12 protein-coding genes are annotated in these 14,306 nt (G+C 35.0%); 10 read left to right on the forward strand and 2 right to left on the reverse strand.

Annotation, left to right across the window (positions count from 1 at the left end; all coding sequences use genetic code 11):
* Positions 1-2 precede the first annotated feature (2 nt).
* From recB to CJF42_RS09100, 7 genes are all read left to right on the forward strand, one after another.
* Positions 3-3,713 carry an exodeoxyribonuclease V subunit beta gene (gene recB / locus CJF42_RS09070; RefSeq protein WP_095366401.1) on the forward strand — a complete coding sequence of 1,237 codons (3,711 nt, stop codon included), beginning with the start codon at positions 3-5 and terminating at the stop codon, positions 3,711-3,713.
* Complete coding sequence (recD, locus tag CJF42_RS09075; RefSeq protein WP_095366377.1) at positions 3,707-5,608, forward strand: exodeoxyribonuclease V subunit alpha; 1,902 nt, start codon at positions 3,707-3,709, stop codon at positions 5,606-5,608. Before recB ends, recD begins: the two co-directional genes overlap by 7 nt.
* A gap of 171 nt (positions 5,609-5,779) precedes the next feature.
* Positions 5,780-6,829, forward strand: a complete 1,050-nt coding sequence (locus CJF42_RS09080) for a 3-oxoacyl-ACP synthase III (RefSeq protein WP_095366378.1) — start codon at positions 5,780-5,782, stop codon at positions 6,827-6,829.
* Positions 6,829-7,701: an alpha/beta fold hydrolase gene (locus CJF42_RS09085; RefSeq protein ID WP_502694782.1), complete on the forward strand. Its 873-nt coding sequence runs from the start codon at positions 6,829-6,831 to the stop codon at positions 7,699-7,701. The genes CJF42_RS09080 and CJF42_RS09085 overlap by 1 nt, the downstream gene beginning before the upstream one ends.
* A gap of 12 nt (positions 7,702-7,713) precedes the next feature.
* Positions 7,714-9,396, forward strand: coding sequence for an olefin beta-lactone synthetase (gene oleC / locus CJF42_RS09090; protein ID WP_095366402.1), 1,683 nt, complete (start codon positions 7,714-7,716; stop codon positions 9,394-9,396).
* Between the two features lie 3 nt (positions 9,397-9,399).
* Positions 9,400-10,464, forward strand: a complete 1,065-nt coding sequence (gene oleD / locus CJF42_RS09095) for a 2-alkyl-3-oxoalkanoate reductase (protein ID WP_095366380.1) — start codon at positions 9,400-9,402, stop codon at positions 10,462-10,464.
* Positions 10,465-10,496: 32 nt separating this feature from the next.
* On the forward strand, positions 10,497-10,898 hold the full coding sequence (locus CJF42_RS09100; protein ID WP_095366381.1) for a thioesterase family protein: 402 nt from the start codon (positions 10,497-10,499) through the stop codon (positions 10,896-10,898).
* Between the two features lie 27 nt (positions 10,899-10,925).
* Here the strand turns inward: CJF42_RS09100 and CJF42_RS27375 are convergent, their stop codons facing one another.
* Complete coding sequence (locus tag CJF42_RS27375) at positions 10,926-11,069, reverse strand: hypothetical protein (RefSeq protein WP_170940545.1); 144 nt, start codon at positions 11,067-11,069, stop codon at positions 10,926-10,928.
* 138 nt (positions 11,070-11,207) lie between these two features.
* Positions 11,208-11,726 (reverse strand): MarR family winged helix-turn-helix transcriptional regulator, encoded by a 519-nt coding sequence (locus tag CJF42_RS09105; protein WP_212668796.1) that lies wholly within the window; start codon positions 11,724-11,726, stop codon positions 11,208-11,210.
* A gap of 238 nt (positions 11,727-11,964) precedes the next feature.
* On the opposite strand from CJF42_RS09105, the gene CJF42_RS09110 reads away from it, so the two are divergent.
* The 3 genes from CJF42_RS09110 (at position 11,965) to CJF42_RS09120 (ending at position 14,180) form a co-directional block, all read left to right on the forward strand.
* Positions 11,965-12,234: a Rho-binding antiterminator gene (locus tag CJF42_RS09110; protein ID WP_095366382.1), complete on the forward strand. Its 270-nt coding sequence runs from the start codon at positions 11,965-11,967 to the stop codon at positions 12,232-12,234.
* A 512-nt stretch (positions 12,235-12,746) separates the two neighbouring features.
* Entirely contained in the window at positions 12,747-13,496 is a 750-nt protein-coding gene (locus CJF42_RS09115; RefSeq protein ID WP_095366383.1) for a hypothetical protein, read from the forward strand.
* A gap of 138 nt (positions 13,497-13,634) precedes the next feature.
* Positions 13,635-14,180: a redoxin domain-containing protein gene (locus CJF42_RS09120; protein WP_095366384.1), complete on the forward strand. Its 546-nt coding sequence runs from the start codon at positions 13,635-13,637 to the stop codon at positions 14,178-14,180.
* Positions 14,181-14,306: the final 126 nt, after the last annotated feature.

Raw genomic sequence — 14,306 nt, forward strand, 5'->3', positions numbered from 1 at the left:
CGATGCAAGAGCTAAACCCTATATCGATGCCTTTAGATGGCCATAATTTAATTGAAGCCAGTGCTGGAACGGGTAAAACATACACGATCACTGCATTATATTTACGTTATTTACTTGGTTTACAAATTGATGGCGTAAAATCAGAGCCATTAACATTAGAACAAATTTTAGTGGTAACTTTTACCGAAGCGGCGACCTCTGAAATTAAAGATAGAGTACGTAATCGTTTAATCGTAGCCCGTGATGCACTGCTAGGTGAAAAGTGTGATGATGAAGCCGTTAATACCATCATAGCACCCATGGATGAAGAACAAAGAAAACAAGCTTTTGCTCTTTTAGATGCAGGGGCAAAATCTATGGATGATGCGGCCATATTTACTATACATGGTTTTTGTCAGCGTATGCTGAAACAACATGCTTTTGAGTCTGGTGTGACGTTTAATTTAGATTTTGTATTAGATCAAACTGAGTTATTAAATGAAGCCTTAAAAGATTTTTGGCGTGGTTTTGTTTATCCACTTAATATGGAAAAAACCCAAGCTGTACTTGATATTTATCCTGTACCAGAATCACTTTATAAAAAAGTGTATAGCATATTAAGTAAGCAAGCTGCCGATATCGTACCGCAATATCAACTTGAGCAGTTATGGCAGCTCAAAAAAGAATATTGTGAACAATTAATTGAATTTAAAAAAGTTTTTTTAGCAAGCAGTTTTTCTGCCGATATTCTTGAATCTGGTATTAAAAAAACCAATATTGCAGTAAAAGAAAATAGCTTAACTGCGCTGTGTGACTTTTGCATGTCCGATCACGATAAACTTGAAATCGGCAGTAAAAAACAAGGTTTTGAAATTTGGGCACAAGAACGGTTATCCGATTTAAAAATATATAAAAAGGGTGCTGTGGTTTTTGAACATGCATTATTACCACTATTTACTAAGTTAGCTGATCTTGAAAAACACATTAAACACGGTTTACCAATTGCAATTGCTACTCAGGCTGCGGATTGGATAAAACAGGTGCTTATTACTAAAAAGCAAGACCAAGGCATCATAAGTCCTGATGATTTATTAACTTATTTACATAAGGCATTAACTTCAAACTCAGGTGAAGCTCTGGCAAAAAAAATAGCCAGTTGTTACCCCGTTGCTATGATAGATGAGTTCCAAGATACCGATCCCATTCAATATGGCATTTTTAATACTATATTCTCGCAACCAAGTGCTTTAAATAGTGGAAATTCAACAGCAGCTTTAACCATGATAGGCGATCCAAAACAAGCAATTTATGGATTTAGAGGGGCTGATATATTTACGTATATTGATGCAAAAAATGGGGTTGATGATCTAAGACAATTTACACTTAAAAAGAACTATCGTTCGGCAACTGCTATTGTTGAAAATATCAATTCCTTGTTTAGTAATAATCAAAATAGTTTTATTTATAATAAAAACATTCCATTTGTTGAAGTCGCAGCACAAGGAAAATCAGTTGATAAGTCGTTAATTATTGAAGATGAAGACTTTACTAGCTTTGAGTTTTGTATTTTTAAATCAGATGAAAAAGTAACCAGTAAAGCAAATGGTCAACAGGCACTCGCCAGTGCTTTTGCAAAAAAAATATCTCACCTTTTAACTTTATCGGCACAAGGAAAAGCACGCATTGGTGAAAAACCAATTCAAGCCGCAGATATTAGTGTATTAGTAAGAGACCGCAGAGAAGCGCATGCAATAAAAACCGCGCTCACTAAGCGTGAAATCTCCAGTGTTTATTTGGCTAGAGACAGCATCTTTAGCTCACAATTGAGTGAACACTTGCTTAACTTTTTAACAGCATTACATGGTGGCTATGATGAAGCGCTATATCGGGGGGTTTTAGCGGGTCCACTTTTTGGCCTTAATTATCAGCAAATTTTTGATTTAACACAAAATCAGCAAGAGCAAAGTTTTAATAGTGAAAATGAATGTATCCAAAAGTCATCAAAAAGCTGGCAAGACTACTTAGAGTTGTTTGCGTTGTTGCTTGAAACATGGCAAAAAAAAGGTGCCATGGCGATGTTAGAGTTGTTGCTAAAAACAAATAATTTAGCCGGATTATGGCAAGCTTTGGGCTATCCTATAGAACGTTGGTTAACCGATTTTAGACATTTATCTGAGCTATTACAACAAAAGCAATTAGAACTTGAAGGTAATATGCGTTTGCTGCGTTGGTTTAATGAAAAAGTAAGCCAGCATGAAACCGACAGCACACAGCTTAGATTAGAAAGTGATGCCACATTAGTTAAAATTGTGACTATGCATGCTTCTAAAGGATTAGAGTATCCATTAGTTTATATTCCTTTTGCAGCCAGTTATCGCAAGGCCATTGAAGCGGTTTACCATGATGATAAAAATAATTTAATTTATGATTTAGAAAATAATCCTGATAATTTAGTTACCGCAGAAAAAGAACGTTTAGCAGAAGATTTACGTTTGTTATATGTGGCTTTGACCCGTGCGGTTCACTATTGTTGTTTAGGTTTATATAATTTAGCCGAAGGTAAAAGTCGTTCGAAATCAGGCATACATCATACCGCTTTGGGTTATTTATTATTTGCCAATGAGCAAATAGAAACAGCAAGTGATTGGCATCAAGTTTTAGCAAAATTTGTCGAAAACAATGCCGATATGTCAATGAATTTTATTGAGCTTGAAGGTGATGAAAAAGGGGACAGAGTTAATTATTCAATAAACACAACTTCTGATGATGAGACGACATTTTCAGAACAATCGGTAAAAATATTTAAAGGTTACATTGAACGAGATTGGCGTATCACCAGTTTTAGTGGTTTAACTTATAATCAGTCTCATCAAACAGATAATTATATTGAAGATGATATTACCCCAGGCTTTGAAGATGAAAGACATGAACTTGATTGGAATCCAATTGATGAAGAGCCCACTTTAGATGTATTTAGCTTTCCTAAAGGTGCAAAGCCAGGTAGTTGTTTACATGGGATTTTTGAAGAAATTAATTTTCAATCACCTCATGAACATGCAATTGATAGCGATAAGAATCTCAATAATGTTGTCACAGGACAATTAACTAAATATGGCATAGATGATGACACTTGGCATGATGTTACGGTTAATTGGGTGGAGCAGGTACTTGACTGTTCACTTGAACAAAATGAATCGACCCAAGGGCTTTCATTAACATCTTTATCAGCAGAGCAATGCTTAATTGAAATGGAGTTTTATTTGCCTTTAGGCCAGTTAACGGCACAGGGTGTTAATAAAGCGTTATTAGCAGTAAGTGAGCAAGAATATCATCCAATTAGCTTTGGGAAAATTCAGGGTATGTTAAAAGGTTTTATAGATTTAATATTTGAGTATAGCGGCCAATATTTTATTCTAGATTATAAGTCTAATCATTTAGGTGAAAATAGTGATGATTATTGTGATGAAAATATGCAACAAGTGATGGCATCACATCATTATCATTTACAGTATTTGTTATATAGTGTTGCATTACACAGGTTATTAAAACAAAGACTTCCTGATTACGATATAAATACCCATTTAGGGGGAGTTTATTACGTATTTTTACGGGGTATGCCATCTGGTAAAGGTATTTTTTATAAAAAAATATCAACGGAAGTAATTCTAGAACTGGATGATATGTTTAATTTAAGCACTGAAAAATTTGAGTCTGAAGGCAATATTACATGCTAACACGATTAATTGAAAATGAGAAAATATCACAGTTAGATATTGAATTAGCTAAATTACTAACCAATGAATGCGTTGATTTAGAGCTAGACTCACAACCGAGTGAAATTTTTTATTTGATTTTACTTTTGAGCATTGCTAACAGCAGACAACACACTTGCTTAGATTTAAGTACCGTAAATTGGATAAATCCATTTAGTTTAAAAAACACTCTATTACCTGATGAAGAACTATCTAGTGATGACATTGAAAATGAACTGCTAACGCCTTTCAATGATATTAATGCATTGGCTTTAATGATACAAAACCATGCAAGCGTTGGTGATAATAAACCCTTGAGGTTGATAGGGGATAAATTATATTTTGCTCGCTATGATGAATACGAAACCATATTAGCAAATAGATTATTAGCGCTAAGTGAAAAGCAGATTAACTTAGATAAAGATAAACTTCAGCTTTTATTAGATACATTTTTCCCATCCCTTGATGATCAAATTGATTGGCAAAAAGTCGCATGTGCCGTTGCTTTACAAAGTGCTTTTTGTATTATTACAGGTGGGCCAGGCACAGGTAAAACAACAACAGTGACTAAGTTGTTAGCTGTTTTACAGTCTTTATATCAAAGCGCACCATTAATAATAAAACTGGTAGCGCCAACAGGTAAAGCAGCAGCACGCTTAACTGAATCAATTTCTGGTGCTAAAAATAAAATAGTGGATATTTCTGATGAATTAAAAGCGTTGATCCCTGAACAAGCACAAACAATACATCGTTTACTAGGTGTTATCCCACAGTCAAATAAATTTAGGCATCATAAAGATAACTTACTACATTTAGATTTATTGATTGTAGACGAAGCCTCTATGGTTGACTTAGCGCTTATGGTTAAATTGGTTGAAGCCCTACCGAAGCACTCAAGATTGATTTTATTAGGTGATAAAGACCAATTAACTTCTGTAGATACTGGCAATGTTTTATCGGATTTATGCCAAGATTTAGTTTTAGGTGTTTGGCCAAATTATTCACAAGAAAGATCATTAATGCTGGATTTACCTGAGCAAACAAATTTAAATAATCAAGGGCGTTTTGCTTTAACGGATAGTCTCGCTTTTTTACAAAAAAGTCACAGATTTAATGAAAATAGCGGAATAGGTCAATTAGCTAAAGCGGTAAACGAAAATAATCAAAATTTATTAGCTAAAATAGAACATCAAAACACGCAGGGTCATTTTGATGATATTACCTTTTTTGAACCTCAAAAGCGGCAAGCAATGATCAATCGTGCAGCTGACGCTTATAGTGAATATTTAACCCTAATCGAAAATGATGCCAGTGTTGCTCAAGTACATCATGCTTTTTCACAATATCAACTATTAGCTGCAGTGCGAAAAGGGCCATATGGTGTTAATGAATTAAACGATAGAATAGAACAGACCTTAGCAAAAAGACAATTGATCCACATTACAGCTGCGCAAAGTCGGCATTATGTTGGTTTACCTATTATGATCAATCAAAACGACTATCAGCTTGAGCTATATAATGGTGATATTGGTATTTTGATGTTGGATGATAATCAAATATTAAAAGCCATGTTTATTAGTGACGATGGTCAAGTTCGTGCTTTTTTTCCTGCAAGACTACCTGCCCATGAAAAAGTTTATGTGATGACCATACATAAATCACAAGGCTCAGAATTTACCCATACCGCTTTGGTATTACCACCTTTACAAGATGCCGGTGCAGGTATTAATCGACAGTTAGTGTATACCGGTATAACACGTGCTAAGCATAAATTAGATATGATAGTGCAGAGACCTATGTTACTCGATGCTATGAAAAAAACGGTATCTCGTAGCTCTGGCTTATATCAAAGGCTTGTAAATGAAGTCATTTTATAAAAATAGAGAAGGTAAAAATCGAAGATATTTAGCGTATATTTGTCATTTAATCAGCTTTTAGTTGAATCATGGCGCTTTTCTTGGTCAAATGGCGCCCTATAATTATAAAAAATAATATCAGCAGATTATCTGTATGCTTTTATAAAGAATAAGAGAAAAAAATACCGTTTCATGAAATATACCCGCGTCTTTATTAATAGCTTAGCCTATGAGCTAGCACCACATGTAGTATCAAGTTCAGTACTTGAATCTCGTTTAGCTCCTTTATATCAAAAATACCGTATTCCAATGGGGCAACTTGCTGCATTAACAGGTATTGAAGAACGTCGCTGGTGGCCAAAAGGGCATCAATTATCTGATGGTGCAATTACGGCTGCTGAAAAAGCAATTGCTGAAACTGGCATATCAATTGATGATTTAGGTGCAGTTGTATATACAGGTGTTTGTCGTGATCAACATGAGCCTGCAACGGCTTGCCGCATTGCGGGTAAATTAGGCGTTTCTAATGACACTGCAATTTATGATATTAGCAATGCTTGTTTAGGTGTTTTGTCAGGTATTTTAGATATTGCTAATCGCATTGAATTGGGCCAAATTAAAGCAGGATTAGTTGTATCATGTGAATCAGCACGTCATATTGTCGATGTTACAATCGAAGATATGTTGTCAGAACCGACAATGCAAAACTATGCTCAATCATTAGCTACTTTAACTGGTGGTTCAGGTGCTGTTGCAGTGCTTATCACTGATGGCTCTTTTGATTTAAAAACTGATCGTAATCATCAGTTATTAGGAGCAAGTCACTTATCAGCACCTGAACATAATAATTTATGTCAATGGGGCCTAAAAGAAGTTGGCCCACAGTTGTATCGAGAATTTATGCGTACCGATGCAGTGACACTATTAAAAGAAGGTGTTTCTTTAGCAAAGAATACTTGGTCGCATTTTTTACAACAAAGAGATTGGATGATCGAACAAGTTGATAAAGTGATTTGTCATCAAGTTGGTGCAGCGAATCAAAAACAAGTATTAACGGCTTTAAATATCCCACCAGAAAAAGAATTTCCGACCTTCAAATTGTTAGGCAATATGGGCACGGTATCTTTACCTGTCACTGCAGCAATGGCACATGATAATGGTTTTTTGAAAAAAGGTGATAACGTGAGCTTTTTAGGTATAGGTAGTGGATTAAACTGTATGATGTTAGGTCTGAAATGGTAATGGAATCACTTTCTCCTTTTAAAAAAAATTATCTAGATCGTAATGGGCAAAAGTACCATTATATAAATGAAGGTACGGGCGATCCGGTTGTAATGGTTCATGGTAACCCTAGTTGGTCCTTTTATTATCGTAACTTGGTATCTTCATTAAGGTCGAGTCATCAATGTATTGTACCTGATCATATTGGGTGTGGTTTATCTGATAAGCCTGATGATACAGATTACAATTATACCCTTAAACAGCGTATTGATGATTTAGAAGCACTTCTTGAATACTTAGATATCAATGTTAATATCACTTTAGTTGTACATGATTGGGGTGGCATGATAGGTATGGGTTATGCTGCACGTTACCCTGAGCGAATTAAGCGTTTAGTTATTTTAAATACTGGGGCATTTCATCTGCCTAAAGACAAACCTTTCCCCTGGGCTTTATGGGTTTGTCGTAATACTTTATTGGGAACGGTTCTGGTTCGTGGCATGAATGCGTTTTCTTCTATTGCATCTTATATTGGTGTAAAACGACAGCCTATGGCAAAAGAGATAAGAGAAGCCTATGTTGCTCCTTTTAACTCTTGGAAAAACCGTATTTCTACTTTAAGGTTTGTGCAAGATATTCCTTTAAAATCAAGCGATAGAAATTACGACTTGGTTTCTCAAATAGCAAGTAGTCTTGAAAAGTTCAAAGATTTACCAAGTATAATTTGTTGGGGTTCAAAAGACTTTGTATTTGATAAGCATTTCTTAGCGCAATGGAAGCAAGAATTACCGCAAGCAAAAGTTCATGAATTTACCGACTGCGGTCATTATATTTTAGAAGATGCCAGTAGCGAAGTTGTGTCTTTAGTTACTAATTTTATAAACGAAAAATAAAACTTAATGATAATGTTTAAAGAATCAGATTTAAATAATGCAAATCTTTGTCGGCACTTAAAAAGTGCCGCAGTTAAAATGCCCTCAAGCTTAGCTGTTGCAGTTCAAAAAAGTCATTTTTGTAAACTTAATTATGATGAAATTGATTTTAAGACCTTAAATGAAAAAAGTGATGCAATTGCATACGCTTTAAATGCTTATGGCGTAAAGCAAGGCATGAAAGCTGTTTTAATGGTAACACCTAGCTTAGATTTTTTTGCTTTAACTTTTGCATTGTTTAAAGCTGGTATTATTCCTATTCTTGTCGATCCCGGAATGGGTGTTAAAAATCTTAAACAATGTTTTCTTGAATCGAAACCAGATGTTTTTATTGGCATACCAAAAGCACAGATCGCCCGAAAACTATTTTCATGGGGTAAAAAAAGTGTAAAACATGTTATAACCGTTGGTGGTAACGAGATTGTTTATCGCTTCACGGGGCAAATGACATTAAATCAATTATTAGCGAAATACCCAGTTAATGCGCCTTATCCAATGGTGACATTGGCTGATGATGATATGTCTGCAATTTTATTTACCAGTGGAAGTACTGGTGTGCCAAAAGGTGTTGTTTATAGCCATAGAATGTTTGAAGCACAAATTAGCGCGCTTAAAAATGATTATGAAATAAAACCGGGTGAAAGAGACTTAGCTACATTCCCTTTATTTTCGTTGTTTGGCCCTGCGTTAGGCATGGCCTCAATTGTGCCAGATATGGACGCAAGCAAGCCTATTACAGCAAACCCCAAATATATATTTTCAGCTATTGAAAAATATCAATGTAGTAATTTATTTGCCAATCCGGCTTTAATTGAAGTTTTAGGCAAAGCAGGTGAAAAAAAATCTCATAAACTAACGAGTTTACAACGTGTTATATCAGCAGGTGCGCCTGCTACCTTAGCCTCAATTAAAACTTTTAGTAAAATGCTTAATACCAATGTAGAAGTACTTAATTCTTACGGTGCAACTGAATCATTACCTTTAACAAAAATCGGCAGTGAAGCTTTGCTTAAAACCAAAGAGATTACAAATAATGGTGGTGGTATTTGTGTAGGTAAACCTGTTGAAGGTGTAAATATTGAAATTATTAATATTACAGAAGATGATATTGTAGATTGGAACACTGTAATAAATACGGATATATTATTAAAACCAAACCAAATTGGTGAAATTGTTGTTAAAGGCCCTATGGTAAGTCGTACTTATTATGAACGTAAAAGTGCAACTACATCGGCAAAGATAAAAGATGATGGTCAAGTTCGCCACAGAATGGGTGACTTAGGTTATTTAGATGACCAAGGCCTGCTTTGGATGTGTGGACGAAAAGCTCATAGAATAGAAACCAACCATGAAGTATTATTTTCAATTCCTTGTGAGCGTATTTTTAATACTCATAAAGCAGTTAAGCGTTCGGCATTAGTAGCAGTAACAAATAACAATGTTACACAGCCTATTTTATGTATTGAGTTAGAAAACGGATTTCGAATTTCTGAAAAAATATTATTTGGTGAATTAAAGCAAATAGGCGCTAAATTTACCCAAACTCAAAATATTACTGACTTTTTAATCCATCCTGACTTTCCGGTAGATATTCGCCATAACGCTAAAATATTTCGTGAAAAACTAGCCGTTTGGGCACAAAATAAAAAGAACTAAACAATGATTGATAACCAGATATACCCGCAAGATGAAAAGTTAATATCAGCTCTCAATATTTTAAAAAACAAGGCTAATCATGTATTCGTAACTGGTGCTGGTGGCTTTTTAGGTGAGTCAATATGTCGTTTTTTGTGCTCTGCCAATATCAAAGTGACAGGTTTTGCACGCTCTGACTATGACAATTTAGAAAAAATGGGTGTGCGAATGATCAAAGGTGATATTGCATCTAAAGATCAATTGATAAAAGCCATGACAGGCTGCGATTTAGTATTTCATGTTGCTTCAAAAGCGGGCGTATGGGGCAGTAAATCTGATTATTTTACTCCTAATGTACAGGGCGTTAAAAACATCATTGAAGCATGCAAAAAATTAGGTATTAAAAACTTGGTTTATACCAGCACACCGAGTGTTACTTTTTCAGGTATTGATGAAGCAGGCATAGATGAAAGCTTTCCTTATGCGAAACAGTTTTTAAATTATTACGGTGAATCAAAAGCAGTTGCTGAAAAAATGGTACTTGAAGCAAATAATACCCTGCTTAAAACGGTTGCCATTCGACCGCATTTGATTTGGGGGCCTAATGATCCTCATCTAGTGCCTAGAGTCATTGAACGGGCTAAAGCAGGTCGTTTAAAGTTAGTAGGTAAGCAAGATAAGCTTGTTGATACCATTTATGTCGACAATGCAGCTTACGCACATATTTTAGCCGCGGTGAATTTATTTACTGTTAATGCAAAATGTTTAGGTAAAGCCTATTTTGTGAGTAATGATCAGCCTATTACAATGGCAAGCATGCTAAATAAAATATTATATTGCGTTAATTTGCCTAAAGTAACAAAACGAGTACCTTCTTCAGTTGCTTATTTTTTAGGGTCTTTACTAGAAAGAATATATTTATTACTTGGTAAAAGGCAGGAACCTATTATGACACGCTTTGTTGCCAGACAACTATCGACGAGTCATTACTTTAATATTGACGCGATAAAAAATGATCTGGGTTACCGCCCTTTAATATCCATTGATGAAGGCATGTTACGTCTAAAAAAGTCCTTAGAAAATAAATAATCATTACATTTCATACAAGAGTTATTACAAAAATGAGCGAAATTTTTCACCATCCAGTGCAAATTTATTATGAAGATACAGATCACTCTGGTGTAGTCTACCACCCTAATTTTTTAAAGTATTTTGAACGTGCACGAGAGCATGTCATTGATAGTGATAAGTTAGCTAAACTTTGGAGTGAAAAAGGCCTAGGTTTTGCAGTATATAAAGCAAATTTGATTTTCCAAGATGGCGTTGAATTTGCCGAAGTGTGTGATATTAGAACGAATTTTGAATTTGAAGGTAAATACAAAACATTATGGCGTCAAGAAGTATGGCGTCCAGGTGCTAAAAAACCTGCTGTGATAGGTGATATTGAAATGGTTTGTTTAGATAAAGAAAAACGTTTACAGCCTATACCTGAAGAAATTTTGAACCCACTATCTGTTTTGTAGGTCACAATCTTGTTTTTTGTATCATCTTCATTTTTTATCTGAGTGCATGATAGCATCTTGTGAAACACCATTGTTATAGCTTATTTCTCCTGATTTATGCTCTTTGGTTAAGTAATAACCATAACTGACTGATTTATCGCTATGGTATTGTGTGCCATCAATAGTGCACATTAATTCGTTGGATAAATACGTTAGATAAAATAACGCGAAGAATATTTTTTCAGCTTCTGTACAAACTTTAAGAAGCTGATTGTTAATTTGACCTAAAATCGTTGTATTGACAATTAGTAAAATAATAAATTATTTTTATTAACCAATATTTTCATGCTCTATACATATAAGTGCGATATCACTCAGAGTCAGTGGCACTTTAACCAATTTACAATAAAAGCTATCATCACTTATTTTCTCGTTGTAACGACAAGAATTACACGTGCCAAAAGACTTCATATTATTCGATTTAATGAACGACATTAATAGCAACTTTAGTGACGCCTCTATCTCTTTTTGTTGTATATAAGATAAATCTTGACAAGCGTTTACAAACATTTTTGGTGGGATATTATCTTGAAATAATTTACTCCCCTGTTCGGTAACCTTTATATGAGTTATTCGTCTATCATTGATATCTGATTCCTTTAGAACCAGTCCCTTTCTTTCAAGAACCTTTATTGTTTGCGACACAGTACCTTTGGTTTGTCCTAAATATCGGGTAACTGCCATAGGGGTATCCGAAAATTGGTTGCAAACAGATAAATAGCCCAATACTTCAAGTTGAACTGGTTGTAATCCATGCTCAGAACCGGCTTGACGGGCGCTTACCTTCAAGAGTTCGGCAATGCGCTCTATGTAATTATAAATATTTTTTGTTTTCATAATTATTATAGTATCGACTAGCAACAAAGTTGACAAGCGTTAATTTATTAATTACATTAAGTTTCGACTCGAAACTAATTTTGGTTTGTTAGTTTTTGTGATTTTTAAAATGTTACCGAAATTAAAAAGTTCTATTTTCGCTGGCATGATGTGTACTTTGATTATGTGTTGATAAAGAGGAAAATAAATAATGAGTAACTTAATTTTAAAGTGTGACCTACATGACTACTTGGAAATTGCTTGTATTTATAAGATAACTGTTGAATTAACACTGAAAAATGGAGTGCATATTGTTGGCACACCTATTACAACAGGCGTTAATAAAGAGTCTGGTGAATACCTCGTAGTTCAAATAAAACATGGAGTTGAGGATGTTTCTATCCCTTTGTTGTCTCTACAATCAATGCGAGCTATATCATCTAATTCACATTTTGACAAAATTGAGTTTACTCATGAATAAACTACTAGCAAAGAGAGGAACATATCCTCTACTGTTTAATTGGTAAAGGTTTTCGTTCGTCAACTCAAAAGTATCCGCCATTTTTGAGTTGACTTGTGCGTCTAATATCACTCTAAAGCAACTCTGATTATTTTATCCCAACGCCTACTATTTTGTACATTTAAATACTATTGTTTTATGGTAAGTGCGTATATTTGAAAACAATGCCATTAACCTTTCAACCTGTAAACAAAAACATTCTTGAATTCCCTCCATTAGGAAAGTCGCGTTTAAATAGAAGAAGGGTTAACGAGTTAGATTTCATACTGACCTCAGATCTATTTAATGGGTTAACTTATTTTAAAAGTTTAGATGTTTTTCTCAAAGCCTTAATTAAATAATACCAAGCTAAATAAAAAACAGAGCAAAAATTATAGTATCGATTGATTAATTTTTTGTTGACAATTTGCGAACATGCTTGTAAGTTGACTTTGTGTCGACTCGATATTAAGTTGCACTAAAAGGAAAATATGATGAAGAAGTTAATTTCAGTTGCAACAGTAATAGCAGTTGCTCTATCTCTTTCAGTATGCGCTCATGATAATGCCAAACATAAAGGAGGTATTATGTCGGCTAAAAACGAAACTGTATTGGCTCCTTTTGATATCGTTCATACTAAAATATCCACAGCGGGTAATGTAGCGACATTTCACATGGCGGTATCTGGGCAAGCAGGTATCAATAAGCCGGCAGTGACAGGGAAATTGGCTGGCAGTGATGTGTTCTCCTATGTATGGCCTACATCGATCAATAGCTATGATGTCGGATTTGAAAAGAATGCCGGAATTCTAGCTTTGGCTGTTACTACACACCCAGATTTTGATGACACCCCGTTGTTTGATGAAAACGGCGACGGAAATACAGCTAATGATGGCAATATATGGCATAGCCATTGGGTCGTACTGCAACCGAATGAGTTATGTGGTAAAGGAGCTCTAGGAGTGGTAGACATTCCAGAAGGAAAATCCCCACGTTTGCCAAAAACCTGGCCTGGTTTCCCCATATTGCTAGATAGCCCTGGCTGGAATCCAACCATGAACGCTGAGACTGTTGAGGTGCGTATTCCTTTTGAAGATATTGGTGTTGTAGCGGGTGCAAGTTTCGATGGTGTAACTGCTGGTTTGAGGGTTAATCAAAGTGTACACGCGCCACTATTGTGTGTTGTTGATGTTATGGATGTAGCTTCAGGTGATTTAAGTCTACCAGGGAAAACCAACATATAATAGACTGAGTATGAAAGTAAAAAATACTATTTAGGCAAGATTAAAACGGCGAATAAAAGCTATTTACATTAAGTAAATTAGCATTTTGAACCGTTATTCCTGATCTATTGTTTTACAATATTTAAAAAGGTTATTATTATGTCATCTTTAGATTTTTCTTTAGCACCTGAATTAATAGTCAGCGATTGGATAAACACAACAGATTCTTTATCACTTGAGAAGTTGAAAGGCCAGTTAATAGTGATATACGCATTTCAAATGTTATGCCCAGGATGTGTATCTCACAGCATACCACAGGCCAAAAAAGTGCATGAATATTATGCAGATAGTCCAGTTAAAATAATAGGTCTTCACTCAGTTTTTGAACATCATGAAGCGATGAAAAAATACGCACTCGAAGTATTTAATCATGAGTATAAATTGGGTTTCCCTGTTGCTATTGATCAAGAATCAAAAGATGGTTTAATTCCTCAAACTATGCAGCGCTATAAACTTCGGGGAACACCTTCTTTAATCATTATTGATGAGCAGGGTCAACTACGACTCAACCATTTTGGTCATTTGGATGATTTGGTGGTGGGAAATATGATAGGATCGCTTTTAGCGAAGGAAGAGATCGCGACGAACGACAAGGAGGAGGTTTTATCAGCTTCAAGATGTAATGATGAGGGATGTAGTATCTAGTTTTTAACAATATATATGTCACTTAAAGTACTAAGGCTGTACGCTTTGTCTTTTTCGATAAAGCGTAGCGCTATCAATTACAAAGTTTATAGTTGGCAAAACAGAACGTTTTTCGAATAATTACAA

Origin of the sequence: Pseudoalteromonas sp. NBT06-2, assembly GCF_002276045.1 — a bacterium.
Taxonomy (GTDB): Bacteria; Pseudomonadota; Gammaproteobacteria; order Enterobacterales; family Alteromonadaceae; genus Pseudoalteromonas.